Source organism: Halorussus ruber (assembly GCF_004765785.1).
GTDB classification, from domain to species: domain Archaea; phylum Halobacteriota; class Halobacteria; order Halobacteriales; family Haladaptataceae; genus Halorussus; species Halorussus ruber.
Genome location: NZ_ML219768.1, coordinates 116923 through 143653 on the forward strand (window position 1 = coordinate 116923; position 26731 = coordinate 143653).

The 26731-nt window shown below is 65.5% G+C and carries 21 protein-coding genes and 1 tRNA gene; 13 read left to right on the top strand and 9 right to left on the bottom strand.

The annotated features are described in order from the left end of the window. Positions 1–316 precede the first annotated feature (316 nt). Both EPL01_RS00595 and EPL01_RS00600 read left to right on the top strand, forming a co-directional pair. A complete protein-coding gene (locus EPL01_RS00595) occupies positions 317–976 on the top strand; it encodes a nucleotidyltransferase domain-containing protein (protein ID WP_135823328.1) in 660 nt (219 codons plus the stop codon). Further along, entirely contained in the window at positions 973–1455 is a 483-nt protein-coding gene (locus EPL01_RS00600) for a DUF8154 family protein (protein ID WP_135823329.1), read from the top strand. Before EPL01_RS00595 ends, EPL01_RS00600 begins: the two co-directional genes overlap by 4 nt. Positions 1456–1698: 243 nt before the next feature. Here EPL01_RS00600 and EPL01_RS00605 read toward each other — a convergent pair whose 3' ends face one another. The 4 genes from EPL01_RS00605 to EPL01_RS00620 all read right to left on the bottom strand — a co-directional run bounded on the left by EPL01_RS00605 (position 1699) and on the right by EPL01_RS00620 (position 5670). Next, a complete protein-coding gene (locus tag EPL01_RS00605; protein ID WP_135823330.1) occupies positions 1699–2859 on the bottom strand; it encodes a Fic family protein in 1161 nt (386 codons plus the stop codon). A gap of 424 nt (positions 2860–3283) precedes the next feature. Next, a tRNA-Arg gene (locus EPL01_RS00610) sits at positions 3284–3356 on the bottom strand. Positions 3357–3517: 161 nt separating this feature from the next. Further along, on the bottom strand, positions 3518–4996 hold the full coding sequence (locus tag EPL01_RS00615) for an MATE family efflux transporter (protein ID WP_246045596.1): 1479 nt from the start codon (positions 4994–4996) through the stop codon (positions 3518–3520). Positions 4997–5091: 95 nt separating this feature from the next. Beyond that, a complete protein-coding gene (locus tag EPL01_RS00620) occupies positions 5092–5670 on the bottom strand; it encodes a 2Fe-2S iron-sulfur cluster-binding protein (RefSeq protein WP_135823331.1) in 579 nt (192 codons plus the stop codon). Between the two features lie 637 nt (positions 5671–6307). Here EPL01_RS00620 and EPL01_RS00625 point away from each other — a divergent pair. Together EPL01_RS00625 and EPL01_RS00630 are read left to right on the top strand one after the other, a co-directional pair. Continuing rightward, positions 6308–7147: a DUF7983 family protein gene (locus EPL01_RS00625; protein WP_135823332.1), complete on the top strand. Its 840-nt coding sequence runs from the start codon at positions 6308–6310 to the stop codon at positions 7145–7147. Between the two features lie 343 nt (positions 7148–7490). Next, complete coding sequence (locus EPL01_RS00630) at positions 7491–8792, top strand: 5'-deoxyadenosine deaminase (protein ID WP_135823333.1); 1302 nt, start codon at positions 7491–7493, stop codon at positions 8790–8792. 11 nt (positions 8793–8803) lie between these two features. Here the strand turns inward: EPL01_RS00630 and EPL01_RS00635 are convergent, their stop codons facing one another. Continuing rightward, positions 8804–10699 (bottom strand): bacterio-opsin activator domain-containing protein, encoded by a 1896-nt coding sequence (locus EPL01_RS00635; protein ID WP_210424025.1) that lies wholly within the window; start codon positions 10697–10699, stop codon positions 8804–8806. Between the two features lie 369 nt (positions 10700–11068). On the opposite strand from EPL01_RS00635, the gene EPL01_RS00640 reads away from it, so the two are divergent. From EPL01_RS00640 to mobA, 6 genes are read left to right on the top strand one after another with little or no spacing between them, the layout of a single operon-like run. Next, positions 11069–12112, top strand: a complete 1044-nt coding sequence (locus EPL01_RS00640) for a 4Fe-4S dicluster domain-containing protein (protein WP_135823334.1) — start codon at positions 11069–11071, stop codon at positions 12110–12112. A 4-nt stretch (positions 12113–12116) separates the two neighbouring features. After that, complete coding sequence (nrfD, locus tag EPL01_RS00645) at positions 12117–13478, top strand: NrfD/PsrC family molybdoenzyme membrane anchor subunit (protein ID WP_135823335.1); 1362 nt, start codon at positions 12117–12119, stop codon at positions 13476–13478. Continuing rightward, entirely contained in the window at positions 13475–16768 is a 3294-nt protein-coding gene (locus EPL01_RS00650) for a molybdopterin-dependent oxidoreductase (RefSeq protein ID WP_135823336.1), read from the top strand. The genes nrfD and EPL01_RS00650 overlap by 4 nt, the downstream gene beginning before the upstream one ends. Then, positions 16765–17547, top strand: coding sequence for a molecular chaperone TorD family protein (locus EPL01_RS00655; protein ID WP_210424026.1), 783 nt, complete (start codon positions 16765–16767; stop codon positions 17545–17547). Before EPL01_RS00650 ends, EPL01_RS00655 begins: the two co-directional genes overlap by 4 nt. Further along, positions 17544–18626 (top strand): Mrp/NBP35 family ATP-binding protein, encoded by a 1083-nt coding sequence (locus EPL01_RS00660; RefSeq protein WP_394346237.1) that lies wholly within the window; start codon positions 17544–17546, stop codon positions 18624–18626. The genes EPL01_RS00655 and EPL01_RS00660 overlap by 4 nt, the downstream gene beginning before the upstream one ends. Further along, positions 18623–19282: a molybdenum cofactor guanylyltransferase gene (gene mobA, locus EPL01_RS00665; RefSeq protein ID WP_135823337.1), complete on the top strand. Its 660-nt coding sequence runs from the start codon at positions 18623–18625 to the stop codon at positions 19280–19282. Before EPL01_RS00660 ends, mobA begins: the two co-directional genes overlap by 4 nt. A gap of 105 nt (positions 19283–19387) precedes the next feature. Here the strand turns inward: mobA and EPL01_RS00670 are convergent, their stop codons facing one another. Further along, entirely contained in the window at positions 19388–20626 is a 1239-nt protein-coding gene (locus tag EPL01_RS00670; RefSeq protein ID WP_135823338.1) for an MBL fold metallo-hydrolase, read from the bottom strand. 65 nt (positions 20627–20691) lie between these two features. Next, positions 20692–21612, bottom strand: a complete 921-nt coding sequence (locus EPL01_RS00675) for a polysaccharide deacetylase family protein (protein ID WP_135823339.1) — start codon at positions 21610–21612, stop codon at positions 20692–20694. A 242-nt stretch (positions 21613–21854) separates the two neighbouring features. On the opposite strand from EPL01_RS00675, the gene EPL01_RS00680 reads away from it, so the two are divergent. Then, the gene (locus tag EPL01_RS00680; protein ID WP_210424027.1) at positions 21855–23009 is read left to right on the top strand and encodes a GNAT family N-acetyltransferase; all 1155 of its coding nucleotides are present in this window, start codon (positions 21855–21857) and stop codon (positions 23007–23009) included. 35 nt (positions 23010–23044) lie between these two features. Here the strand turns inward: EPL01_RS00680 and EPL01_RS00685 are convergent, their stop codons facing one another. Continuing rightward, positions 23045–24073: a restriction endonuclease gene (locus EPL01_RS00685; RefSeq protein ID WP_135823341.1), complete on the bottom strand. Its 1029-nt coding sequence runs from the start codon at positions 24071–24073 to the stop codon at positions 23045–23047. Between the two features lie 348 nt (positions 24074–24421). Here EPL01_RS00685 and EPL01_RS00690 point away from each other — a divergent pair, with 348 nt between their 5' ends. Further along, the gene (locus EPL01_RS00690) at positions 24422–24799 is read left to right on the top strand and encodes a hypothetical protein (RefSeq protein WP_135823342.1); all 378 of its coding nucleotides are present in this window, start codon (positions 24422–24424) and stop codon (positions 24797–24799) included. Between the two features lie 661 nt (positions 24800–25460). Then, positions 25461–25847, top strand: coding sequence for a helix-turn-helix transcriptional regulator (locus EPL01_RS00695; protein WP_210424028.1), 387 nt, complete (start codon positions 25461–25463; stop codon positions 25845–25847). Between the two features lie 2 nt (positions 25848–25849). On the opposite strand, the gene EPL01_RS00700 is transcribed toward EPL01_RS00695, so the two are convergent. Then, positions 25850–26662, bottom strand: coding sequence for a DUF6338 family protein (locus tag EPL01_RS00700; protein WP_246045597.1), 813 nt, complete (start codon positions 26660–26662; stop codon positions 25850–25852). Positions 26663–26731: the final 69 nt, after the last annotated feature.

A 26731-nucleotide genomic window follows, 5' to 3' on the forward strand; every position in this document is an offset into this window, starting at 1 on the left:
ACGCGGGTCATCGGCGTCACCGCCTGAATGTCCTTGAGCCAGTTGTTCTTCCCGCGCCCCGAGAGTCGCCCGGCGCGACTCGTGATTCGCCGCTCGTGGGTGGCGAGCAGATGAACTGCTCGCCGTAGTACTCGCGGCAGAATCACGGGCGGCATGGGCGTTCGTTCGGGTCGGGAACGTTGGGTTCCTTTCTGGTGGTAGAGTTTCCCTTCCCAAATCTCACTCGAAGCTCTGACCGTCGAGCAGTCCTCCTCTCGTTCGACGAGGTGCCAAACCCTTATATGGTGTGTAAACTATTACGTCTGATGTAACAAAGATGCGCGTCGAGATACGACTGCCCCTCCCCGACGACCAGATCTTCAGGTACGAGGCGATGGACGACATCCTCGAAATAGCGGCGCAGAATCCGACCGACGAGTTCACGAACAGCGAACTACAGGAACTCACCGGATTCGGCGGGCCGAGCGTCTCGAAGGCGCTCTCCCTGCTCGAAACGCTCGGACTAGTCGTCCGGCGCGACAGCGGTCGGAAGACTCTCTACCGAATCGAAGAGACGCGACTCCGCGAGGCCGACGACCCGCTTCTGGAGATTCCTCAAGCGGAGTTCCGGAAACCGCTCCGCGCGTTCGTGGAGCGAGTCACCGACGAGGTGGCGTCGGTCGCGGGAGTCGTTTGCTTCGGGAGCGTGGCGCGCGGCGAGGCCGACCGCGTGAGCGACATCGACGTGTTCGTGCTGGTCGAGGCCGACGACGAGTTGGTGCGCGCGCGCCGTGCCGTTTCGGACGTGAAGCGCGACCTCGAAGCGGAACCCATCGACGGCCAGCGATACGAGTTCGAGGTGTTCGTCGAATCCGACGAGAGCGCCCGAAATCGGGATGAAGACCTCCAGCCGATTCTCAAAGAAGGGATTGTCTTGTACGAGACCGAGACCTTCGACCGAACGAAACGTGACGTGTTCGGAGGAGAGGGCGAATGACTTCGAACGAACTGGAGGAGGCACTCGGCGATGCGGAGGACGCCTTCCAGCGCAGGCCCGAGAATCCGGAGGTCGGATTGGAGTACGTCTCCGATTCGTCGGTCCTCCAGTTGCGGAAGGCGTGTCGGCTCCTCGACGCCGCGGGCTTTCTCCTCGACCGCAACGGCCACTTCACGGTCATCATCGAAGCGTCGTTCGTCGCCATCGAGCGGTCGATACAGTTCTACGTCGAGGAGAAGGGGTACGACGTCGCCGGTCAGCGCCACACCGAAGTTTACGACGTAGGTGTCCGTGCCGGGTTATTCTCGCAGGACGTCGCCGACCGACTCGAAGCGCTCTGGGTCGAAAATCGGTCGGAGTCGTACTACCGGACGGGCATCGCCGGAGAGTATCGCGCCGAGACGGTCGTCTCGCTCGCCGAGACGCTCCACGAGGAGGTCGTCGCGCTGACACGGACACGGGACTGCCTCTGCGAGTAATCGACTCCTCTGTAATTTAGATGCTCTCGTTCGGCAGCCGAACAAAAGGGAGAGATGTCGAAACGCCCATTTAGAGCCTTTAGGGTGTGAAACTGCCAAAATCAGGCGATGAGAGTGCGACGGGCGGCATGGGTGTTCGTTCGATACGCGAACGCCGAATTCCTTTTGGATAGTTCAGGGTCTAATACCGGTGTTCAGAAGACCACCTGAAATCAGTAGTTCGTCATACTCTCAGTGAACGAACTACGACCGGGCACCGATAATCTCGAAGATTCGAGTTGCTCTGTAGTAGTTCTGCCGTCCCGACGTTCCGACCTCCTCCAGAACACCATCGTCTACCAGCCGATTCACGAGACGGTTCGCAGTCACGTATTCGCCTTCGATGGCCCCCTGTGCCTGTGAGATAGTCAAATAGGGACGCTCGAACAGGTACATTACTAACGGGAGGATGTTCTCCGAGCGAGCAGCCTGATATCGTTCCGTGTACTCCTCGCGGAGGTCGACGAGTTCGTTCGCTCGTTCTCTTGCCTCGACTGCCTGCGACCGAACACCTTCGAGGAAGAATTTCAACCACGGAATCCACTCGCCGCGCTGACTCACCGCGAGCATCCGGTCGGTGTACTCCTGTTTGTACTCGTTAAAGAACGAACTCAGGTAGAGGTACGGTTCAGGTAGCACCCCATCTCGTTGCAGGAGAAGGCTGATGAGCAGTCGACCGAGTCGGCCGTTCCCGTCGAAGAACGGATGAATTGTCTCGAACTGATAATGGGCGAGTCCTGCTCGGAGAAGCGACTGCATCGCTCGGTCCTCGTTCAAGTAGTCGAGCAACTCGGTCATCCGGTTTGGAACTGCTTCCGGTGGCGGTGGAACGTAGCGTGCCTCCTCAAGGAACGGTGTCCCGCCGATGTAGACCTGACCGTCCCGGTACTGACCGGGTCGTTTCTCTTCACCGCGAACGTCGGTGAGCAACCGTTCATGCATCGAACAAAGAAGACTCTCAGTTAATTCGGGAGAATCCTCAATTTGCTCTCGGCCGTAATTGAGAGCGCGGAGATAGTTCTGCACCTCTTTGACGCCTTCGCGGTTTTCGTCCTGAACGAGCTGTTCGCCACCTGCCTCGTACGCATACAGATCGGAAAGGGTGGCTCGGGTCCCCTCGATGCGGGCGGATTCGAGCGCCTCCTTTCGAACGAATGGTTCGATGAGGACTCGATTATCACCGACGCGCGGACCGATACCCTTTAACTCGGCCACGGCGGCCGCAGCGTCGGCGACGGGTGAAAGTAGTTCGCCGGAGTCGAACTCTGGCGGTAACGGGTCGGGGTCGAAGGCAACGTAATTCGGTTTATCACCAATCGAGACCAAGCTACCGGGAGCGTCTTTTTCGAATGCGTCCCGTTCCATTCTACCCGGTGTTGTAGTACCAAGTATAAAAATGCCCGCACTACAGTTTCACTTTCCCCTTGTTTCTGAAGCTCACTTGCTGACTACCTTCATTGCTGTAGTAGAAAACAGGCAATCTCTCACGAAACACCGATATCTGAAAATCACTTGCAAACACTATTCACTACTGTAACCGAGTACGTGTAGTCTTTCACTAAACGTCTACTTCTGAAAGTCACTCTTCTACTGCACTCATCGTTGTAGCCACACACCTCTCAGTATTCGGCTATTCTTGTTTTCTGCAAATCATCCGATGTCGGGCATCGGTAGGCGAATTTCGCTGATGAGTTCGTTCGAGTATCGAACGAAGAGGAAGAATCTCGAAACACGAAATTAGAAACAAGAAGCTCTAAGGGGCGAGAAATTAGCGGGTGAGGCGTTTACGCGGGCGGCATGGGATTTGAACCCATGACCTCTTGGTCCGGAACCAAGCGTTCTGTCCGCTGAACTAGCCGCCCTCGTACAAAGATACTCCGCTCGCAGGCTTAATCGTTGTGATAGCCGCAACTCATAGGGATTATCGTAGCAAGTCATCGATTCGTGGGACTATTCTCGGCGTAATCGAGCGACAGCACTCCACGCTAGTCAGTAACTCTCCGAAGTTCTACGATAATCCCTATCAGTCCTCGGCGACGGCCGGGTCAGCTTCCGGTTCGGCCTCGACCGAGCCGTCGGACGAGTCGCTGTCGATGACGGCCTGCTTCCACGTCCCGCGGGTGAACCACGCCGCGGCGGCAATCGCGCCGACGATGTGGCCGAGCGCGACGCCGACCCAGATGCCCGTCGGGCCGAGCGTCGTCTCGAACGCTAGAATGTAGACCGCGGGCACGCGGATGACCCAGAGGGTGATCATCGAGAGTGCCATGGCGATTTTGGTGTTGCCAGCGCCTCGGTAGGCGCCGACCAGCACCTGAAAGATGCCGATGAAGGCGAACTCGACCGTCCGGATGCGGAGGTACTCCGAGGCGTACTCGACGGTTCTGGCGGCCTCGCTGGTGCCGGTCGCCATGAAGACCTCGACGATGGGTTCCGGGAAGAGCGCGGCGAGGAGTGCCAAGGCGAACATCACGCCAGCGCCGACTTTGGCCGCGAGTTTGACCGCGCGCTCGGCCCGGTCGGCCTTGCCCGCCCCGAGGTTCTGACCGACCATCGTGTTCGTCGCCTTGCCGAGGCCGACCGCGGGGAGGAAGACCAGCGAGATGAGTCGGTTTCCGAGTCCGTAGGCCGCGATGACCGCCGGTTCGAAGGTGACAATCATCACCGTCAGCATCACCATCGCCAGCGCGCCCGCCGACTGTTCGAGCGCGGCGGGAATCCCGATGCGAACGATGTCCTCGATGTAGTCGAGGTCCGGCGCGAGGTGGTCGAGTCGAACGTCGGGGCCGGTGTCAGTGAAGAACAGCACGTACACCCCGACGAGGCCGCCGACGGCGCGCGCGAGGAGCGTCGCTATTGCCGCGCCCTCGATGCCCAGCTCGGGGACGAGCGCGCCCTCGATGCCGAGCGCGGGAATCGGACCCACGCCGAAGACGAGGACGGGGTCGAGGACGACGTTCAGGACGACCGTAATCGCCATGACGCGCATCGGCGTCCGGGTGTCGCCGTAGCCTCGCAGGAGCGCCGAGAAGGCCAGAAAGCCGAACATGAAGGGCAGTCCGAGGAAGAAAATCTCCATGTACTGCTCGGCCAGCGGGACGACCGTGTCGGCGGTGGCGGCGTCGCTCGGGAACAGCGAGAGCATCGGTCCCGCGCCGAAGTGGCCGACGACGCTCAGGAGGACGCCGATGGCGACCACGAAGCCCAGCGTCTGGCCGCCGACCTTCCCCGCAGAGCCGTCGCTGTCCGCGCCCATGTACTGAGCGACCAGCGTGCTTCCCGCGACGTTGAAGCCGCCGCCGAACGCGATGAGGAAGAAGATGAGCGGAAACGCGAGGCTAATCGCGCCGACCGCGTTGGCCGAGTACCGCCCCAACCAGAAGGCGTCGGCGACGTTGTAGGCGACCTGCAACAGTTGCGTGACCACGATGGGCCACGCGAGATGGAACAGCGGGCGTGCCAGCCCGCCGTCCGTGATTCCGTCAGACTGCGTCGATGTCACTATCCATTCTCAGAACCGCTTAGGATTTTAATGCTTTGGGTTGAAATTGGCGGCCAGCGTCGGGAAAAGAGCCGAATCGGTCAGCTACGCGACCGTCAGGGCGTCTCGTTCGTTTCGAGGCTGAAGTCGTCGGTCGGGTAGGCGGTACACGTCAGGATGTACCCCTTCTCGACCTCGTCGTCGCCGAGCGTCTCGTTGTTGCTGTGTCGGACGTAGTCGTGGGCGTCGCCGTCCTGCACCTTGCCACCGCACGAGAGACACTGACCCTGCCGACAGGCGTAGGGCAGGTCCCAGCCCTCGTCCTCGCCAGCTTCCAGCACGGTCTCGTTGTTGGCGACTTCGATGGTCGAACCCTCGTTGACGTACTCGATTTCGAAGTACTCGACCTCGTCGTCCGAGATGGCGGCGGGGTCGAAGCCTTCTTCCTCCTCGCCCTCGCCTTCGAGTTCACCCTCGGCACCAGCGCCGCCGACGGCGACCGCGCCGCCACCGCCGCCGATGGAGCGATTCATCGGCTCGGGGAAGTCAGTCTCCGGCACGGTCTCGGCCCGCCGTTCGAGCACCTCTTGGGAGATGTCGTCGGGGATTCGCCACTCGGTGCCGCCCGAGTAGTGAAGGGCCACCGCGATGAGGACGAGCGTCAGCCCGAGTCCCAGACCCAGTGCGTCTACCATGCGCGAGACTACGGAAGGGTGGTTTAACAGCATTGTGATTGCCATCCGGAATAAGACCGATTGTGTTCGGGTCTGGGGCGGTTGGAGTGGCGAGGCAGTCGGACGAGGAATCTGTCGGGTGGTGGGTACGATTCGGTCAGTACGACCTGACGATACGACTAGACCATCTTACCCTCACCCGACCGACTCATTATTTCACCACTCCGGCGCGCGCTGGCGTGACCTCGTGTCACGCCATCGTCGCGCGAGGGACGAACGACCGCGCGAAGCGCGGGAGTGAGGAGGCTGGGGAGGCGTGAGGCACGCGCTCGGTGGAACGTTCTACCGGCAAACGCCCGGCGACACGAACCCCCACGGGTGGATGAAGGGGCCGCCCGGTCGCGCAACGCTTGGTCGTCTCTGCGGGCCACTATTTCCGCGCGGGCGGCGCTGAGAGCGCGGAAATATCCCGCAGAGAGACCGCGACCGGGCGGGGGCTTCAAGAAGTGTTCACGGCCTCAGTTGCTGCTGAGTCAGTCATGACCTCAGTTGCTGTCGAGTCGATAACGAGGCAAACCGACCGGATGGGATTTTCCGGAGAGACCCCCGAGACGGACCGACGAAAGTTTATCCCGAATCACGCACCAACCTCCGGTAGATGACCGACGCGACCGACTACGACCCGGTTCAGTGCCCGGCGAGCGACTGCACGTACCGCGACAGGATTCGCTCGGTCGCCGGACACGTCAGCCGACGGGACGACGACGCCCACGCGTGGGACCGCCTCGGCTACGACGGTGCCCGCGACTTCGTGATGACCGAGAAGCGCCGCCAGCACGGCGGCCCCGAATCCGAGGAGACCAGCCAAAACGCGGCGTTCGAGAAGGCGAGCGGTGGCTCCGAAACTGCGGCCACCGACTCCTCGACCGCCGACGACTCCGCGACTGAGGCCGAGGAGTCCCGCTCCCCCGGCACGCCCCACGACGCGCCCGAGGTCGAGGAGTCCGACTTCGAACTCGGCTTCGAGCGCGACGCGCTGGTCCTGCTCGAACTCGCCCGGAAGTACGACCTCTCGTCGCTGGACGACCTCGGGACCGCCCAACTGGCCGACCTCTACTCCCTGCTGGCGGATTTGAAGAACTCCGCCGACGACGCGAGGAAGGAGGTCCGCGACGAACTCCTCGAACAGGTCCACGAGGACGGCACCGTCTCGGCCGATTTGGGGAGCGTGAACCGCACGACCTACCAGTACCGCCGGGTTCGAGACGAGCGAGACGTCCGCAACGCGCTGGCCGCCGCCGACGTGGACCCCGAGGAGGTCCGGAGTTTCGACAAGTCGAAGCTCAGAGACGCAATCGAGGAGTCCGACTTGGACGAGGACGCGGTGTTCGACGTCGAGGAGCGCCCGCAGATTCGCATCTCCGAGTCGAACGACGACCGCCGCAGGGAGCGGTTCGAGCGGTTGGACGACGAGATTCGGTCGCTGGCCGAGGAGTGAGTGGAACTGGAAGAAATAACTACCTATGTTTTAGAAACTATTTAGTATATCTAAGCATCTTATATGTGTCTTGGTTACAGCGACGATAGTTTCGAAAGCCCTCGCGCGGTTCGCGGTCGCTCAGCGGGATATTTCCGGACCTCGCTTCGCTCGGCCCGGAAATAGTGGCCCGCTGAGACGACCACGCCCTTCGGGCGCGAACCGCGCTCGCCCTTTCAGTCCGCCGAGGAAGTCGGTTGCTCCACCGAGCGACGTGCGTGGATGGCGGCCCGTAGCTGAACACCACCCGCTCCAACTCCGAATCAACAGCTATTTGCCGAACTCGGTTCCTACTCGTTCCGGGATGTTACTTCAGGGAACGGTCGTCGCCGACGCCGGAACGGTCTACGAGGAGGGAGCGGTGGTCGTGGACGGCGACGAAATCGTCGCCGTCGGCGACCGCGAGGAGCTAATCGAGACCTATCCCGACCGCGAGCGAAAGGAGTACGACCTCCTCGCGCCGGGCGTGGTCGGCGGACACGTCCACTCGGTCCAGTCGCTCGGCCGGGGCATCGCCGACGACACGTCCCTGCTGGATTGGCTGTTCGACTACGTCCTCCCGATGGAGGCCGGACTCGACGCCGAGGGCATGCGAATCGCCGCGGAACTGGGCTACCTCGAACTCCTCGAATCGGGCGTCACGACCGCCATCGACCACCTCTCGGTCCGCCACGCCGACGAGGCCTTCGAGGCGGCGGGCGAGTTGGGCATTCGCGCCAGAATGGGCAAGGTGCTGATGGACACCGAATCGCCCGACGGACTCCTCGAAGATACGCAGGAGGGCCTGAAGGAAACCGAGCGCCTGATTCGGAGATACCACGACGCACACGGCGGGCGAATCCAGTACGCGGTCACGCCCCGCTTCGCGGTGAGTTGCACCGAGGAGTGCCTGCGAGGGTCGCGCGAACTCGCCGACGAGTACGACGGCGTGTACATTCACACCCACGCCAGCGAGAATCAGGACGAGGTCGCCACCGTCGAGGAGCGCACCGGCCGCCGGAACATCGAGTGGCTCCACGAGGTCGGCCTCACCGGCGAGGACGTGGTGCTGGCCCACTGCATCTGGACCGACGAGCAAGAACGCAAACTGCTGGCCGAGACCGGCACGCACGTCACCTACTGCCCCTCCTCGAACATGAAACTCGCCTCGGGTATCGCGCCAATCGTGGACTACGTGGACCGAGGCATCAACGTCGCGCTGGGCAACGACGGCCCGCCCTGCAACAACACGCTCGACCCCTTCACCGAGATGCGACAGGCCAGCCTCCTCCAGAAGGTCGAGCACCTCGACCCGACCACCACGCCCGCCGAACTCGTCTTCGAGATGGCGACCGAAAACGGCGCGAAGGCCGCGGGCTTCGAGAACGTCGGGAAACTCCGGCCGGGGTGGAAGGCCGACATCGTGGGCATGACGACCGACATCACCCGCGCCACGCCCCTCCACGACGTGTTCTCGCATCTAGTCTTCTCCGCGCACGGCGACGACGTGGCGTTCACGATGGTCGACGGACAGGTGGTCTACGAGGACGGCGAGTTGCAGACCGGCGACGCCGACGCGATTCGGCGGCGAGCGCGGGAGTACGACCTGCCGGTCGAGACCGAGTAGGACCCCGCCGACTACGGGCCGACTCTGGCGTTCGACGCGAGGCCCGCGCTCGCTCCGACCGACTCCGGGTCGAACATGGCGTCGAACAGCTTCTCCTCGGCGGCCCGGAGGTGCTGGAGGAAGGTCGATTGGGAGATGTCCATCAGGTCGGCGACCTCCTCGCCGGTCGTCTCCCGCGGCCAGTCGAAGTAGCCCGCGAAGTGGGCGGTCTGGAGGGCTTCGAGTTGCCGGTCGGTCAGTCGCTCTTCGACGCTCGCCCGGAACTCGCCAGCGGTCTCGGTCTCGCGTTCTCGCTCGCGCTGGGCCACGAGGTCCGCGTTCGGGTGCTGTCGGCGCACGGCCTCGACCACGTTGCGAACGTCGCCGGTCCGGGGGAGTTCGGCGGTCACGCGCCCGCCGTCGCTCCCGGCCGACAGCGACCGGACGACGCACCCGCGCTCGGCGAGGGTGGCGACGACCGACGACTCGGAGACCGCGAACCGGAACACCCCGGCGTCGTCGCGCTCGGAGACGGCCTGCACGGCCGCGATGTCCGAGGAGTCGGCCACGTAGTCACAGACCTCCTCGGCGGCTGCGCCGCGGACCGTGAAGTACTCCACCGGGTCGCCGTCGCTCCCGACCGAGAGGCGTTCGAGTTCGAGGTCGCAGTCCAGCGCCGAGGCGAGTTCGAAGAACGGCCCGTCCTCCTCGGCCATCCGGAAGGTGACCGCCGTGACCGTGTCCGCGACCAGCGAGCGCTTGCTCTCGACAGCGTTGACGGCGTAGGCGATGGTCTCGCCGAGTTCGTCCAGCACGGAGGGGTCCACGGCGTCGAGCGCGCCGGGGTCGGCGGCGTGGACCACGAGCGCGCCGTAGCAGATGTCGCGGTAGGTGAGCGGTATCGCCAGCGTGGCCGCCGAGTCGCCCGGCGCGATGCAGTCACCGCTTTCGGCGGAACGAGCGACCGCGGTCACGCCCTCCGAGAGCGCGCGGTCGACCGGCGTCTCGTCGGCGTCGTTGACCGCCGAGACGACGCCCTCCAGCGCGTCGTCGCCGAGTCCGGCGCGGGTCCGAGCGCGGACCGCGCTGTTGACCATGTTGCGGGTCGCTATCCACGCCGAATCGTAGGGGCCGGTCTCGGCGAACTGCTCGCAGGCGGCCTCCTCGACCGCCTTGCGACTGTCGGCCTGCACGAGGCGGCGGTTGACCTCCCGGAGCACCTCGTTGGTCTCGTTGAGGCGTTCGAGGCGCTCGTTCTGGTCGCGGATGCGCAGTTCCCGCTCCTTGCGCTCGGTCACGTCGGTATCGACCGCGACGTAGCGGTCGGCCTCGCCCGCCCCGTCGGTGATGGGCGCGATGGTCATGTCCACCCACCGGAGGTCGCCGTCCCGATGCTCGTTGATGATTTCGCCGTCCCAGACCTCACCGTCGGTGATGGTGCCCCAGAGGTCTGCGTAGAACGACTCGTCGTGTTCGCCGGACTTCCAGAGGCTCGGGTCCTCGCCGACCACCTCCTCGGGGTCGTAGCCCGTGACCGACTCGACGGCCGGGTTGGCGTACTCGATGGTGCCGTCGTCGTCGGTGAGGAAGATGGCGTGCCCGGCGTGTTCGACCGCCTTCCGGAAGCCCCGGAGCTCCTCGTTGGCCTCGCGGAGTCGCTGCTTGATTCGGTCTTCCTCCTCGACGTAGGTCGAGAGGTAGTGGACCGTCGCCACCCCGAGGAGGCTAACGGCGAGGCCGGGGAGTTCTTCGAGGCCGGTCGTCGCCCCGGCCAGCGCGGTCCAGATTTGGCGGGAGGCCATCAGCGCGAGCATGACGGTGAGGAAGCCGAATCGGCGGTCGCCGCTCCGGTAGAGGAGCGCCAGCGAGTAGCCGACGCCAGCGACCCGGAGCGCGACCGAGGACGCGAGGACGAGACTCACGTCCATCGTGCCCTCCTCCGAGGTAGCTCGGGCCGGGGGAACTCCGGCGCGCGAACGTGTTCGGTCATATCTACAACTGGTTCGTCTTCCCCCTAAAACCGAGAACCCCGTTTTCAAAACGTTGGAATCGCGGTTTCCCGGGGCTTTAGCGTCCGATTCGGGGCGAATCGGACGCCGGGCGCAGTGGTTCGGCGACTCAGTCGCTCGGGCCGACCCAAACAGTATCGGTACTCTCGGCAGGGGGGTCTTGACCCGCGAGAAGGTGCCCAACAGTATCGGTAGTACGCTCAGTCCCCTGGGACCTGTAGGTCTACGTGTGATGACTCCGAACCAGACGCGGCGCGGACGACCCTCACGAGTCGGGAGGTGGTCGAGATGAGTCGCGCCGACGGGTCCGAGGCCGCGAGCGTGCCCTCGGTGCCGGACGCGGACGTCCTCGACGGGATGGTGGACGACGAAGCGCCGGACCCCCGCGAGGAGCTAGCGAAGACAGAGTACCGGACCGACCTCGGCCTCGCCATGGCCGAGGACGCCAAGCGCGTCGCCAAGGGCGAACTCTCGGGCGACGCCTACTGGGAGAAGTACGACGAGGCCGCGGAGGCCGAGTTCGGCGACGACTACCGAGAGACCCCGAACCCCGCCATCGACGCCGACGGCGCGCGCCAGACCGTCTCGCGCGAGACGGCCGAGAATCTGGGCTGTTCGGTCGGGTCGATGGCGTCGGTCGCCGAGTCGATGGCGAGCGAGGCGGGCGCGGAGGGCGAGGCGGGAGACGCCCCCGCGGGCGACGAGAAGTGGGGCATGGTCATCGACCTCCAGAAGTGCGTGGGGTGTGACTCCTGCACGGTGGCGTGCAAGGCCGAGAACCGCACCCCGCCGGGGGTCTCGTACAACGTCGTGATGGAGGAGGAACACGGCGAGTTCCCGAACGTCACGCGCACCAACGTCCCCCGGCCCTGCATGCAGTGTGAGAACCCGCCCTGCGTGCAGGTCTGTCCCGTCTCGGCGACCTACAAGATGGACAACGGCGTCGTCAACGTGGACTACGACCGGTGTATCGGCTGTCGGTACTGCATGATAGCCTGTCCCTACGGCGCGCGGTACTTCGACTTCGGCGACAACTACGACGACGAAGTGATTGGGAGCGGCGAGGTCACGAGTCCGGAGTACGGCGTGGACCGCGGTCCCCGAGAGGACGGCAAGTCCCCGGTCGGTAACGTCCGGAAATGTAGCATGTGCATGCACCGACTGAACCGCGGCGAGGAGCCTGCCTGCGTCGAGACGTGCGTGGGAGACGCCCGGAACGCGGGCGACCTGAACGACCCCGAGAGCGAGGTGTCGGAGCTGGCCGAGTCGAACCGGTCGTTCCAGCTCAAGGAGTCGGAGGGGACCGACCCGAACGTCTACTACCTCAAATAGGACCATGGCAACCAACACGCTCGACTACGACCCCGGTTTCCGGAACGGACGGTTCCGCGTCGCGTGGTACGCCCTGTTAGCGGTGCTGCTGGCGGTCGGCGGGTGGGCCACGTGGCGTCGCATCAGCGTCGGGATGGCCTCGACGAACCTCACGAGCATCTCGCCGTGGGGCGCGTGGGTCGCGTTCTACATCTACTTCGTGGGCCTGTCGGCAGGGGCCTTCCTCGTCAGCACGCTGGCGAACGTCTTCGAGGTCGAGGGACTGGAGAAGATAGACCGCGACGCGCTGTTCGCGGCCATCGTCAGCATGGTGGTCGCGCTCCTGTTCGTCTGGACCGACCTCGGCCGGATGGACCGGATGTACCACCCCTTCCTCTACCGGCAGGCGACCTCGGCGCTGTCGTGGGAGGTCCACGCCTACGTCGCCTACATCGGCGTCCTCGTGACCGAACTCTACTTCTCGATGCGCATCGACCTCGCGCGAGTCGCCGAGGAGACCGAGGGCTGGCGCGCGAAGCTCTGCGGCCTCCTCACGCTCGGACGGCGGGAAACGTCCGACGAATCCCACGAGACCGACGAGCGGTGGCTCAAGCGCGCCGGACTCCTCGGCATCCCGCTGGCCGTCTTCATGGTCCACGGCGGGACCGGCGTGCTGTTCGCGGTGGCGAAGGCACGGCCCTACTGGAACAGCGGCCTGTTCCCGGTCATCTTCGTCATCTCGGCAGTCGTGTCGGGCACCGCGATGGTGTCGGCGCTGTACGTCCTCCGGGCGAAACTCCTGACCGGCGAACGGCTGGACCGCGCGCTGATGGACCGCCTCGGCAAACTGCTGGCGGGGTTCATCGCCGCCGACGCCGCGTTCACCGCCATCGACGCGCTCATCGCGCTGAACAGCCTCCACCCCCACGAGGTCGAGACGTGGCTCATCGTGCTGTTCGGCGAGATGTCGTGGTCGTTCTGGTGGTTCATGGTCGGTTGCGGGTGGGTCCTGCCGCTGATTCTGCTGAGCAAGCGCTCGTGGCGTCGGTCGCCGGTTCCGCTGACGGCGGCGGGCCTGAGCGTCGTGGCCGGCATCGTCGCGGTCCGGTTCAACATCGTGGTGCCGCCCCAGATTCTGCCCGTGATGGAGGGCTTGCCCCACGGGTCGTACTTCCCGACCGCAATCGAGTGGCTGACCTCGGCCGGAATGATTGCCGTCGGCCTCCTCATCTACTCGCTCGGCGCGGAGGTCCTGCCGCTCCGACCGCTCGACGCGCCTGAGCCGACGGGAGCGACCGGAGGAGGAGGCGAGGAGAACAGCGCGGACCAGACGACCCCCGCCGCCGCGGACGGCGGCATCGCCGAAACCGGAGGTGACGACCGATGAGTTCAACCGACGACCCAGACATAGACACCGAGAGCGCAGACGCAGACGCATCGTTCACCAGACGCGACTTCGTGAAAATCGCGGGCGGCGTCGGTGCTGTCGCCGCCGGTAGCACCGCGAGCGTGAACCTCGACACGACCGACCTCTGGACCGACAAGGAACAACACTACGTCGGCACCGACTTCGGCGACTACGGGGCCGAGGACGTGATTCACACCACCTGCGGGCAGTGCAACACCTTCTGCCCCATCAAGGTCCGACTCGCCGACGAGAGCGGCACCGGCCGGTACAGTTCGCTGGTCAGGAAGCTGGCTGGCAACCCCTACTCCTTCCTGAACACTCAGCCGTTCTCGCAGGTGCCCTACGACAGCGACCCCCAACAGGTCGCCACGGGCGACTTGGAGGGGACCGGCGACGTGGCCGGAGACCGCTGGTCGCTGTCCGGCGCGCGGATGTGCCTGAAGGGACAGGCCGGAATCCAGACCGCCTTCGACGCCTACCGGGTCCGCAAGCCGATGAAGCGGGTCGGCCCCCGCGGGTCGGGCGAGTGGAAGACCATCTCGTGGGAGCAGGCGATTGCAGAGATTGTCGAAGGAAACGAGGAGTTAGGCCATCCCGGTCTGCGCGAACTGTGGGGCTACGCGCCCAAAGAGAAGGTCATGTCCGACTGGGAGGCCGTCCAGAACGGCGAGATGGACAAAGAGAAGTTCGACCGGAAGTGGGAGGACGCGCTCATCGACACCGACCACCCCGACCTCGGACCGAAGGCCAACCAAATCGTGGACGTGGGCGGCTTCCGCCGGAACTTCATCCGCGCTCGGCTCTGGAAGCAGGGACTGGGGTCGCTCAACAGCGTCCACCACGCCGGGACCTGCGGAATCTCTAGCGTGATGGGCAACGTCCGGTCGTTCGGCGGGAAGAAGAAGCGCCAGTACGCCGACATCGAGAACTGCGAGTACCTGCTGGTGTGGGGGACCAACCCGCTGGTCGCCAACAAGGGACCGACGTGGCTCGCGCCCAAGCTGACCAACGCGATGGAGGACGGGATGCGCATGGACGTGGTTGACCCGCGCCTCTCGAAGACCGCCGAGAAGGCCCAGCAGTGGGTTCCGGTCGAACCCGGCGCGGACGCCGCCCTCGCCATGGGCATGGCCCGGTGGATAATCGAACGCGACCGCCACGACGTCGATTACCTGCGCAACCCCTCGAAATCGGCCGCGAGCGCCGACGACGAGCCGACGTGGAGCGACGCGACCCACCTCGTCCGGGTCGACGCCGAGGCACAGCCGAAGGCTCGCTCCTCGGACCTCGGCCTCGTCACGGGTGACGCCGACGCCGCAGACGAGTTCGTCGTCGTGGACGCCGAGACGGGCGAACCCGTGCCCGCCGGAGACGCCGACGCCGCCGTCCTCGACGTTGACCTCACCGTCGGCGGCGAGCGCGTCCGGAGCGCGTGGTCGCTTTACCGCGAACGCGTCTTCGAACACACTGTCTCCGAGTACGCCGACATGGCTGGCGTCGCGCCCGAGACCATCGCGGAGGTCGCCGACGAGTTCACCAGCCACGGCAAGCGGGCCGCCATCATGTCCTATCGCGGCCCGGCCAAGCACGCCAACGGCTTCCAGAACCAGCGCGCCATCGCCACCCTCCAGCACCTCGTCGGCAACTACGACTGGAAGGGCGGCCAGATGACGCCCTACGCCGGGTTCGCCACGATGTCGGGCCGGTACGAACTGGGCGAGGTTCCCGACGGCCACTCGCCGTGGGGCGTCCCCCTGCTCCGGGGCGGCGTCAACTACGAGGAGACCTCGCTGTTCGAGCGCGACGACGGCTATCCGGCCGAGCGCCCGTGGTTCCCGGTCGCGCCGCCCTACGCCGCGCAGGAGATTTACGGGAGCGCCAAGGACGAGTACCCCTACTCGGTCGAGGCGCTGTTCCTGCGGCCCTACTCCAACAACCACGTGATGGCGGTCGCGGGCGGGGACAAGATTCCCGAGGTGCTGAAAGACACCGAGAAGATTCCGCTGTTCGTCGCCAGCGACACCGTGGTCGGCGACACCAGCAAGTACGCCGACTACATCCTGCCCGAACCCACCTACCTCGAACGCTGGGAGAACTTCGGCACCTACCCGAACAAGCGACTCGCCGACGAGAAGATCAGCCAGCCGAGCGTGAAGGTGGTGCCCGACGCCCGGCCCTTCGAGGAGGTCCTCATCGACATCTGGAAGGAGATGGACCTGCCGGGCGTCGGCGAGGACGCGATTCCGGACGCCGACGGGAACCTGTGGTCGCTGGACTCCTCGGAGGACTTCTACCTCAAACTGGTCGCCAACATCGCCTACGACCGCGAACCGGTCGCGGACGCCAGCGATTCGGAACTCGATACCTTCCGGAAGGCTCACGAGAAGGGCCTCGGGAAGCACTTCGACCTGAAGGAGTGGAAGTCCGCGGTCGAGCCCGAGGAGTGGCGCAAGGTCGTCACGGTCCTCAACCGCGGCGGCCGGTTCGAGGAGCCGATCGAAAACTACGACGAGGCGTTCGCCGAACACGGCCACGACTACGACTACGCCGAGCGCTACGGCGACCGGTCGAACGCCTACGACGGCGACCACCTGCGGTACAAACTCGGCGCGCGCGCCGACTTCTACAGCGAGGTCGTCCCGAAGGGCAAACACTCCTACACCGGCGAGCGATTCGACCCCCTGCCGAAGGTCGAGGACGTGCGCCACTACGACGGGTCGGTGCAGGCCGAGGTCGTCTCCGACGAGGACCCCGAGCGCCCGCTCCGACTGGTCAACTGGAAGCCCCGGACGCAGGGAGCGACTCGGACCCAGAACAGCCCGTGGCTCCGCGAGACGCGCCCGGAGAACCCCCTCTGGATGAACCCCGAGGACGCCGACGAGCGCGGCATCGAGAACGGCGACCGCATCGAAATCGACGCCGGACGCCGCACCGTCGAGGCCGTCGCCATGGTCACGAGCGGCATCCGGCCCGGCGTCGTCGGCGCGATGTGGGGCTGGGGCCGCGAGGGCGACGGCGCGGTCGCCGAGACCATCGACGGGAAGACCCGCGAGGCGGTCGAGCGAGACGGCCACACGCCCTACGAGTTCGACGAGCCGATGCGCGAGGAGGCCGCCTACGCCAAGGGCCGGGACGCCGGGTTCGCCATCAACCACGTCCAGCCCCTCGACTCGGAACTCGGCGACGTGGGCCTGAGCGACCCCGTCGGCGGGAGCAACGCCCAGTACGACGCCTTCGTGGACGTGACCAAGCGAGGTGAGGGCGAATGAGCGGGACGGCCGACGAAGGTGGCGACGCGGACCTCCCCGCGACCGACCCGGAGTTCCTCCGGATGCGCGCCCGGACCTACGACCTGCTGTCGGCCTGCCTCGACGGCGACGCGGGCGCGCTGGTCGAGGCCGCCGAGAACGGCTACTTCGTCCAGCTCTCGGCGGTCTTCCCGGTGGACATCGACCCGGAACTCCTCGCGGAGTACGACGAGGAGGCCCTCGAAGTGGGCTACGACAACCTGTTCGCGGTGCCCGGCCCCCACTACGTCCCGCCGTTCGCCTCGGCGCACGCCGCCGACGCACCCCGTTCCGACGACGCGACAGCCAACTACGAGTCGGACTCGGCCTACCACGCGGGCGACGACGGCGAACTCCTCGGGGAACCCGCCGCCGAGTTCGCCGAACTCTACGACGCCGTGGACTTCGAGCCGACGCGGGGCGACGGGATTCCCGACCACGTCGCGGCCGCCTTCGAGTTCCTCGGCGCGCTGGCTCAGGCCGAGGCCGACCGCCGGAAGGCCGGAAATATCGAGGAGGCCGAGGCGCTCGCCGACCTCCAGCGCCGGACGCTCGACCGCTTGGGCTGGCTGGACGAGTTCCACGAGCGGGTCCGCGAGGCCGACAGCGCGGAGGGAGCGTTCGCCCGCATCGTCGGCGTCGCCCGGACGTTCGCGGCGTGGGACGCTCGGTCGGGCATCGGCGCAGCAGAAGCGGAATCGCCAGACGACCAGCGCGACGCGACTTCGAACCCGGACAACTCTCCGAACCCAGACCCATGACCGACGCAATCACCCCCGACGACCTGCGCGACCGACTCAGTAGCATCGACGACCCCGACCTCGGCGACGACGTGATTTCGACCGGCCTCGTCCGCGAGGTCTCGGTCGGCGACGGCACCGCCAGCATCGACCTCGCGCTCGGCGCGGTCCACTCGCCGACCGAGGAGGAACTGGCCGACGATGTCCGGGGCGCGGTTCGGGAGGCCGGACTCGACCCCGACCTCTCGGCGACGCCCGAGCGAAAGCCCGGCGCGGAGCAAGTGCTTCCGGGTGTGGACGCCGTCATCGCGGTCGCCTCCGGCAAGGGCGGGGTCGGGAAATCGACCGTCGCGTCGAACCTCGCGGCCGGACTCGCCGACCGCGGGGCCAGCGTGGGCCTGTTCGACGCCGACGTGTACGGCCCGAACGCGCCCCGGATGCTCGGCGTCGAGGCCGCGCCCGAAATCGAGGAAATCGACGGCGAGAAGCGCCTCGTGCCGCCCGAGAGCCACGGCGTCGAGGTCGCCAGCGTCGGGTCGCTGGTCGGCGACGACGACCCGGTCATCTGGCGCGGCCCGATGGCCCACAGCGCGCTCACCGACCTCTTCGACGACGTGGCGTGGACCGGCCTCGACTACCTCGTGGTGGACCTCCCGCCGGGGACCGGCGACGTGCAGATGTCGGTCCTCCAGACGCTCCCGGTGACGGGCGCGCTGGTGGTGACGACCCCGCAGGCGGTGGCGACCGACGACACCCGCCGGAGCATGCGCGCCTTCGGCGAGTTCGACACGCCGGTGCTGGGCGTGGTCGAGAACATGCGGACGTTCGTCTGCCCCGACTGCGAGAGCGCCCACGACGTGTTCGGCGCGGGCGGCGGCGAGGAGTTGGCCGACGAGACCGGCCTGCCCTACTTGGGGTCGGTCCCGCTCGACCCCGCGGTCCGAGAGGGCGGCGACGACGGCGCGCCAATCGTCCTCGGCGAGGGCGAGACCGCCGAGACCTTCCGGAATCTCGCGGGCCGGGTCGCCGACAAAGTGGGCCTCCTCCGGCGGCACCGCCGGATGAAGAACGTCGCCCGACCGGAGGAGGTCGCGCCGTGAAGGCGGAACCCGTCGCGGAGAACGCCGACGCGCCCGCCGCAGCGACCGGCGTCGTCCTCGCTGGCGGCGCAAGCACTCGCTTCGGCGAGGCGGACAAGGCCGTAGCGACCCTCGACGGCCGACCCCTCGTCGGTCGCGCGGTCGGGGCCCACCGCGCCGCGACCGGCCGCCCGGTCGTCGTCGCGGGCGGGGGCGACGAGAAGTGCGACCGCCTCGCTGAGGTTGTCGGCGGCGAATCGGCCGCGTTCGTGACCGACGCATCCGGGTATCGGGGACCGCTCGCTGGCCTCGTCGCCGCGGCGCGAGAAACCGCGGCCCGCGCCGTGGTCGTGACGGGCTGTGACATGCCGCTGGTCGCGCCGAGCGCGGTCCGGTGGCTGGTCGGGGTCGCACAGCGCCACCTCGGGCGGGCCGACGCGGTGGTCCCCAACGACGAGGAGGGGCGAGCGCAACCCCTTCTCGGGGTCTACGACGCCGAGTTCGCCGCCGACCCGCCGGTCGAAGGTGACGCGGGACTCCGGGCGCTCCTCGGCGCGGGCGAGACGCGGCGGGTCTCGCCCGACGAGGTGCCCGATAGCGTCCCGCTCGCGCGGTCGTGGACCAACGTGAACACCCGCGAGGAGTTGGCGGACCTTCGGGCGACGGGCGCGGAGTGACGTAACTGTCGGGTCGTGGTGAGTAGATAGCAATTAAATCCGTTGTTTACCTTGTTTTTGTACGTACTAAAGAAATCTATAGATTTATTTCGGGCGAGAGACCCGTCACGCGCGAGACGCGACCGCATCGCCGAGGTCCGGCGCGCTCGCCTCGAAGCCCTCGTCGCGTAGCTCCTCGGCGAAGTCCTCGCACCGGTCGCCGTGATTCACGAGAATCTCGGCGTCTCGGTACGAGTCGAGGAGCTCGAAGAGACCGTCCCTGTCGGCGTGGGCCGAGAAGTCGTGGGCCTCGACCTGCGCGCTGACGGGCATCACTCGGCCGTCGATTTCCGCGCGACCCGAGTCCAGCAGTTCCCGGCCGGGCGTCCCCTCGACTTGGTAGCCCGTGAACGCGATTTTGTTCGTCGGGTTGGCTCTGATTTCCGGGACGTAGGTCATCGCGGGACCGCCCGAGAGCATCCCGCTCGTCGTCACGATGACCGTGTTCTTCTCGGCGATGCGTCTGCGCTGGCCGTCCCGGCCGTTCACGAATCGGGCGTTGGATTTCGCGCGTTGGAGGGCGTCGGCGTCTCTGACGAACCCGGGGTACTGGCGCGCGATCTGTGTCACTTTCTGGCCCATGCCATCGACGTAGCAGTCGAGGTCGTGGGCTTCGCAGACCATCAGCATCTCTTGGGTCCGGCCGATGGCGAAGGCTGGAACCACAACCGTGCCACCTTCCCAGATGGTTGTCCGGACGCTCTCCGCAAATCGCTCCTCGACCGCGCTTCGGGGGTCGTGGTCCACGTCGGAGTAGGTCGATTCGGTAATCACGATGTCGGCGTCGGGCCGGGCCGTGGTTCCCGAGAGGAGTTGCGTGTCCTCGGTGTGAAAGTCGCCGGTGTAGAGCAGTCGAGTGTCGCCGTCGTCGATAAGGACGTGTGCGCTCCCCGGGATGTGTCCGGCGTCGTAGAAGGTGATTTCGTAGCCCGCGGCCTCGAAGGTCTCCCGATAAGCGTGCGTCTCGGAGACCTGACTCATGCGCTTGATTTCGGTGTGGGTGAACGGGCAGTCGTAGCTTCCGCCGTGGAGTTTGAGCGTGTCCTCGGCCAGCACGCGGGTCAGGTCGCGGGTCGGGGGCGTCCAGTGGATGGGCGGCCGGGCGTCGCCCGATAGCAGAGACGGAATCGCGCCGACGTGGTCGAGGTGGCCGTGGCTCACCACGACCGCGTCGGGGTCGGGGTTCCCGACCGGGAACGAGGGCGGGTTGCCCGTCGCCATCCCGTAGTCGAGAAGCAGGGAATCGTCAACGAGGACGGCGCTCCGGCCGATTTCGCGCGCCCCGCCGAGAAACTCGATGTTCATTGGCGGTCCGTAATCGGCCGACGCCTTTTCGTCCGTCGGTTGCAGTTCAGGGTCGCCGGGCCTTCTCAACGCTCGGCGCGAACCCGGTCGGCCGCGTCGGCCATCGTCTCGACGCGGAGGCCGTGGGACCGCCGCCGAGTGGCAACGTGCGAGAGGACTGCGTCGAGTCTGGCGAAATCGCGGGGACCGCGAACGTCGTGGGGGTGGAGCCACACGTGGAAGACGCCCTCGGTCCGGGCGGCGGCGTCGATGCCCGCGACTGCGCGTCGGACCACCGGGTCGGTCGTCACCCGGCCCAGAATCGACCGGGCGAGACCCTGAAAGTCGAACAGGTACAGCGACGCCGGGACGTTAACCAGTCCGTACTCGTCCACCTGCGGCGTGACGACCGGCGGGACGGGGCGGCCGACGACGCCGCTGGCGAGTTTGGCCGCGCGCCGCCGAATCGGCCCGCGGTCGGCCCGAGCGGGCGCGACGCCGCGATAGCAGTCGAACCCGTGGTCGGCGAGCAAGTCGCGGTAGCCCACGCGGTTGACCGGGAAGACGAACGACGACTGGTCGAACCCCCGCGCGGTCGCCGCCTCGACCGCCGCGGCGAGTTCGTCGGCGACGAAGGCTCGGTCGGCGCGCTCGTGTTCGAAGTGGACGTGAGTGAAACCGTGGCTCGCAATCTCGTGGTCTACGTCTGCGCTGGCGACCGCGTCCACGAGGCCGTTTCCGAACCAGAGCCTCTCGGCGGAGATGTCGTCGGTGGCGGCCTCACAGCATCGCTCGCCAGCGGGATGGCCGGAGTGGAACTCCTCGCAGGCGTCCAGCATGAGGTGGCCGGTAATCGCCCACGTCGCGGGAATCTCGTAGCTGTCGAACACCTGGCAGAGTCGCCGCCAGACGCCGCGAGCGTGGCGGAGCGTCCGCGTCGGCGGCTCCGAATAGTGGTGGAAACCCCAGGCTAACTCGGCGTCCAGCGAGACTATCACCGACCCCATCGGTCTCCCCTCCCTCCTCGTTTTCCGCCGTCGCGTGACGTTCGGGCCATCAGACGGACCTCGGGGGCCGAGACGGGTTACTACTCAGACGGTAACGATCGGGCTGGAACGTTTCGACGATTGCAGTCGTCTCTCCCGGCGGGAAAACGAACCGTTCGAACCGCGTTACGGAGTTAGGCGGCGAGTAGTATAGTGGGTCCAGCGAGAAGAAGCGAGCGATGAACGACCACGGGAGGAGGACCGTGAGTGAGAGTGCGGAGCGCGCCGACGCTGATTCGGCCAACGCAAACTCGAGCGACGAGGAGTACACCGTGCGACCGTACGAACCCGACGACGAGGAGGCCTTCCTCGACCTGTTCGAGGCGGTCCTCGGGGGGCAGATGGGCGAATCGTGGTTCGACTGGAAGTACCGGGCGAACCCGTACGCCGACCACGTCCCCATCTACCTCGCCGAGACCGACGGCGAGGTGGTCGGCGCGCGGGCGTTCTTCCCGCTCGCGCTCCGGGCCGACGGTGCCGACTACCGCGCCTTCCAGCCCTGCGACACGATGGTCGCGCCCGACCACCGGCGGCAGGGCCTGTTCACCCGGATGACCGAGGCCGCAATCGACCGGTACGCGGGCGAGGTGGATTGTTTCTTCAACTTCCCGAATCACCTCTCGCTCCCCGGAAATCTCAAACTCGGGTGGGAGGTCGTCGCCGAGCGAACGACCTACTACCGGGTGCAGAACCCGGCCGGACTGCTCGGCAGCGACGCCTTCGAGTCCGCCGGGCGACTCGCCGAACCGCTGGAATCGGTCGGACGGCTGGCGGCCGAGTCGTACCTCTCGGCCCGGGACTGGCGCGCGCCCTCGACGGACCGATTCGAGTGCGAGTGGCACGACGACGCTCCGCCGGGACTCCTCTCGTCGGTCGGTGACGAGGAGACGCCCCGGAGACTGCACGTCCCGCGAGACGAGGAGTTCTACCGCTGGCGGTTCGGCAATCCCAAGTGGACCTACCGGACCGTCGTCGCGCACGACGGGAATCCTGCCGCGGCGGTCGTCGTCGCGTCGCGGACTCGCCGGGACGGGTCCACGCTCGTCCAACTCGCCGACGTGGTGCCGCTGGTCGGCGGGCGGCGGAGAGAGCGCGCGCTGTCGGCGCTCCTGCCCGAGATTCTGGCCGCCTACGACGACGCCGACGCGATACTCGCCCCGGGCGACAGTCTGGCCGAATCGCTGCTGTCGGCCCACGGCTTCCACAGCGACCGCGAGCCGCCGCTGTCGTGGGTCTCCTCGCCGACTGTGCAGGTCGCTCGCCCGGTCGCCGAGGACGGCGACTGGACGATTCGGGGGCGGTCGCTCACCGACCCGGAGAACTGGCGACTCGCGCTCTGCGAGATGGACAGCGCGTGAGGAGAAGCGGACGAGTGACGAAACCGCTCGGAGGGTCAGATTTCTTCGCTTGAATCGCCGACGTAGACGTACGTCTTCGACGTTCGCGGCCCCTCGACCTCGATTTCGGGGAGGACCGCGAGCCACGTCCGTATCGCGCTACTCCGGCGTCGAACGCTCGACTCCGAGAGGTCGGCGGTCTCCTCGGTTATCAGGTCGTCTATCTCGGCTTTGGTGAGCTCGCCAGCGCCCGCGACCGCCGAGCGAACGCGCTCGACAAGACCGACACTCCGGATTTTGCGCTGGAGTATCGTCTGGGCCTCGGACGACTCGGGCGTCGCGTTCAGGTAGTCCGCGCCCGTCGGCGTCAGTCCCCACCGCTGGCGGTCGTCGCCCGCGGTTGACGGCTCTTTGCGAGCGAGACCGAGGACGACCGCCGAGTTGGCGTTGATACGGGCGTGACGGTCTGAGAGGTCGTAGTCGGTGAACTCGGCGGTCCAGCGACGGATGCTCTCGACGGTTCCGTCCGTGGCCCGAATCGCCCGGAGCGCGTCCCGAACCCTGTCGAGGTTGTTACCGAGAGGCACCTCGCTCGCGGGAATCTGCTCGTCGCTCTCCGAGAGGTTCCGCCAGAAGTCAGGGTCGAGGTCGTAGCTTCCGTCTGTCTGGGTCACGCCGATGCCGGTCCGGAGCATCGACTCGGTGAGGTCCGCGCCGGAGACCAGTTGTATCGGTAACTCCTCGGCGGTCTTTCTCGCGGGACCGCTGTAGGAACTCGTGGTGACGAAGGTGCCGAGACTGTAGTCGTTCTCGGTGAGCGCGCCAGCGAGGCGGTGGACGCGGTCGTTTCCGACGACGTTGCCCCGACCGTACCGCTTGACCTGCACGCCGAAGTCGGCGGCGAACCAATCGTAGTCGAGTCGCCCCTCGATGTCGATACCGCCGTCTTGCGAGGCAGGGGTGACCGCCAGACTCGTCGTCCGAAGGCTCCGGTCGAGGACCGCCTTGCAGAGGACCTCGAACTCCTGCGGCGAGAGTTCGAGCAGACGGTCGAGCAGTCGGTCCTGCGCCGCCGAGGTAGCCATGTCGGAGCGTAGTCAGACCGACGATCTAAGTTTTTCGTGGTCGATTCGAGGTTGTCTTTATAAGTGCGACCAACCGACTACTTCGCTCGGGGCGACAACCGACTCCTGGTGGACTGAAAGGGCGAGCGGGGTTCGCGGGCCGGAGGCCTGTGGTCGCCTCAGCGACCCCTATCGCGGACCGGGCCGTGCAGAGAGGTCCGCGATATGTCGCTGAGCGACCGCGAACCGCGCGAGGGCTTTCGAAACTGTAATTCCAGATTCGTTCGCTTATCTACCCACTCCTGATCGGCAAACTGCTCTCCTCGACAGAATCCTCAAAAGTCCCCGGACCGTAATCTTACCTACCGAATGGCCCAGACACTCGACCTTCCGAACGGGGAGACCGTCACGTCCGAAGACGTGTTCCTCTACAACAACTACCCGTATCGCGTCCGCTTTCCGGACGAGGAGGCCCGAGCCGAGAGCGACTACGAGTTCGAGTTCTCGCCGCTCTACTGGGGCGGCGGCGAGATGGACATCCCCTTCCGCGACCGGGAAGCGCTGGTCGAGCAGTGGGGCGAGGACTCGCGGGGCACCATGACCGGCGAGGAGTGGGACGAGTGGCTCCGCGAGGCCCGCGGCGACGACCGCTTCGGCGACGACGAACTCGACGCGCTGGCCCGCGAACTGCCCGGTTCCGGCGGCGGTGGACTGGTGGACCGACTGCGTGACGCGCTGTCGCTGTGAGTGAGGGGGTCGTGGCCCGGATGAAGAAGCCATGATGCGGGTGAGTTGACACCCTCCCGCCCTAACGGGCGAGGATTCCCCGAAGGGGAGTTTGAGGTTCCGTGTTTCCTCGGGGTTCAAGGACGCTTTCGCGTGACCCTTCGACGGTAGCCGTCCAATTGTGACCGAGGACGTACATTGCAACGGGTACAGCCCTGTCAATGGGGCCTTCCCATCCAGACGCGCTGGACGCTTCGACGGGAATACCGCATCCCTCCACAGTCGGGTATTTGGCCGACTGGGGACCGCCATTCGCGTCTCCATTACGAGGACGTGGCGGGCCGGTTCTGATTTTGTTACCCACCACGGTCGCTGGTCGAAGACCAGTAGACGGTGAAACCGTCATGCCGTGCGTGGGGAAGACCATCACTTTGTGGTAGGAGCGAACCCCATATAAAATGAGGATTCCAAACTCAGGCCGTGCTATCGTCGGTGGTCTGTGTCATCGACTGTCGGATTCATCCCCGCCCTAAAGCGCGGGGCTTTCTCCTCGTACTTCCGTAAAGCATCAAAAGAACCGTATAGGTGGAAGTTCAAAGAGTAGGTAATGAATACGAAGCTCCTCCCGTTAGCGCTCCTCGAAGCTAACGAGACGGAACCAATCGAGGGAATTACTCGATTTATGAAGTTGGTATTCCTCGCCCAAGAGGAGACGCTTCAAGAGGAGTTCTACGAGTACGAGGCGGGGCAGTACGGACCGTACTCGAAGTCGCTGTACGACGACATCGACCGATTGGAGGCCCGAGGATTCATCGAGCGAACCGACAGAGAGACGGCAGACGACAAGGACGACGAGCAGGTGTACGTGTTGACCCAAAAGGGTAAGCGGACCCTCGAAGAGGCCCGAAATCGGTCAGACGAGTTCCCCGAAACGTTAGAAGACCTGAGCGACGTGAAAGGCCAGTACAACTCGATGGACCTCTGGGAGTTGCTGGAGTACGTCTACGGCGAGTATCCGGAGATGGCACGGAACAGTGTGCTGGATATCGCTACAGGGAAAGCCGCGTAGTGTTACTCACCGCGAACTGCGTCTTCCTCGTCGGGGTCGGAAGCGGCCGTATCTGCTTCTTTGGCGAAGTTCTCTAACTCTGCCATTTCGGCGTCCGCGTCTGCACTCTCCGCTTCGCTACTGTCAGATTGCTCTGCTTCGCTGGCATCTGCGTCCCGAAGTAACCACTCGGAGACACTTCCAGTTTCGTCCGCAGTCGTCAGTTTGTCGAATTCGACGTGTGATATGTCCTGGTTGTGGAGGTACGCTTTCCCGGTGTAGCGGTACGTGTCGCCGATGGAACCGTCTTCACCCCGAACGACTCGTCGAGGGTTTTCCAACAGAATATCGCGGTTGACGCTTATCTCGCCTTTGTCCTCGACTCTGCCCCAGAGTTCGTCACCGGACTGCATCCGGACCCGAACCTGATACTCCTCGGCGTCGAGTTCAGATTCGATTTCGGAGAAGAACTGGTACCAGAGTCCTTTCCGACTTGCGACAGTGTCTCCGCCGAAGTCTAAGACGCCGAGAAGCGCCCCGACAAGAAGAGACACCCCCAGAATATCAAGATACACTACGATTCCAACGAGAACGTCGTTCCAAATCGGGGACAACGCGGTAGTCGTCAGCGGGTGCAACGCTAGAACGCTGAACCACGTGTAGATGATTCCCATCGAGGCGAGACTGACCCCGAAACTCAGACCAATCGTATCGACGCGGTTTAGCCAGTCTGCTCGGTCGGCTATCAGTAGCCCGAGTTTTACGCCAGCGAGTCCGGGAAGAAGAAAGACAACTAGCGAGACGAGATTCAACCCCAACGAGAGACCGCTTGGCATCTACGTGCAACTGAGAGCGGTCCGTTTTATAAAGTGACCGAAACGTGTCTATATCGACTACTCAATCGA

Bases quoted from the DNA above. Each gene is read 5' to 3' on its own strand.
- EPL01_RS00595 (WP_135823328.1), top strand. From the start codon at position 317: ATGCGCGTCGAGATACGACTGCCCCTCCCCGACGACCAGATCTTCAGG.
- EPL01_RS00600 (WP_135823329.1), top strand. From the start codon at position 973: ATGACTTCGAACGAACTGGAGGAGGCACTCGGCGATGCGGAGGACGCC.
- EPL01_RS00605 (WP_135823330.1), bottom strand. From the start codon at position 2,859: ATGGAACGGGACGCATTCGAAAAAGACGCTCCCGGTAGCTTGGTCTCG.
- EPL01_RS00620 (WP_135823331.1), bottom strand. From the start codon at position 5,670: ATGGTAGACGCACTGGGTCTGGGACTCGGGCTGACGCTCGTCCTCATC.
- EPL01_RS00625 (WP_135823332.1), top strand. From the start codon at position 6,308: ATGACCGACGCGACCGACTACGACCCGGTTCAGTGCCCGGCGAGCGAC.
- EPL01_RS00630 (WP_135823333.1), top strand. From the start codon at position 7,491: ATGTTACTTCAGGGAACGGTCGTCGCCGACGCCGGAACGGTCTACGAG.
- EPL01_RS00635 (WP_210424025.1), bottom strand. From the start codon at position 10,699: ATGGACGTGAGTCTCGTCCTCGCGTCCTCGGTCGCGCTCCGGGTCGCT.
- EPL01_RS00640 (WP_135823334.1), top strand. From the start codon at position 11,069: ATGAGTCGCGCCGACGGGTCCGAGGCCGCGAGCGTGCCCTCGGTGCCG.
- nrfD (WP_135823335.1), top strand. From the start codon at position 12,117: ATGGCAACCAACACGCTCGACTACGACCCCGGTTTCCGGAACGGACGG.
- EPL01_RS00650 (WP_135823336.1), top strand. From the start codon at position 13,475: ATGAGTTCAACCGACGACCCAGACATAGACACCGAGAGCGCAGACGCA.
- EPL01_RS00655 (WP_210424026.1), top strand. From the start codon at position 16,765: ATGAGCGGGACGGCCGACGAAGGTGGCGACGCGGACCTCCCCGCGACC.
- EPL01_RS00660 (WP_394346237.1), top strand. From the start codon at position 17,544: ATGACCGACGCAATCACCCCCGACGACCTGCGCGACCGACTCAGTAGC.
- EPL01_RS00670 (WP_135823338.1), bottom strand. From the start codon at position 20,626: ATGAACATCGAGTTTCTCGGCGGGGCGCGCGAAATCGGCCGGAGCGCC.
- EPL01_RS00675 (WP_135823339.1), bottom strand. From the start codon at position 21,612: ATGGGGTCGGTGATAGTCTCGCTGGACGCCGAGTTAGCCTGGGGTTTC.
- EPL01_RS00685 (WP_135823341.1), bottom strand. From the start codon at position 24,073: ATGGCTACCTCGGCGGCGCAGGACCGACTGCTCGACCGTCTGCTCGAA.
- EPL01_RS00690 (WP_135823342.1), top strand. From the start codon at position 24,422: ATGGCCCAGACACTCGACCTTCCGAACGGGGAGACCGTCACGTCCGAA.
- EPL01_RS00695 (WP_210424028.1), top strand. From the start codon at position 25,461: ATGAAGTTGGTATTCCTCGCCCAAGAGGAGACGCTTCAAGAGGAGTTC.
- EPL01_RS00700 (WP_246045597.1), bottom strand. From the start codon at position 26,662: ATGCCAAGCGGTCTCTCGTTGGGGTTGAATCTCGTCTCGCTAGTTGTC.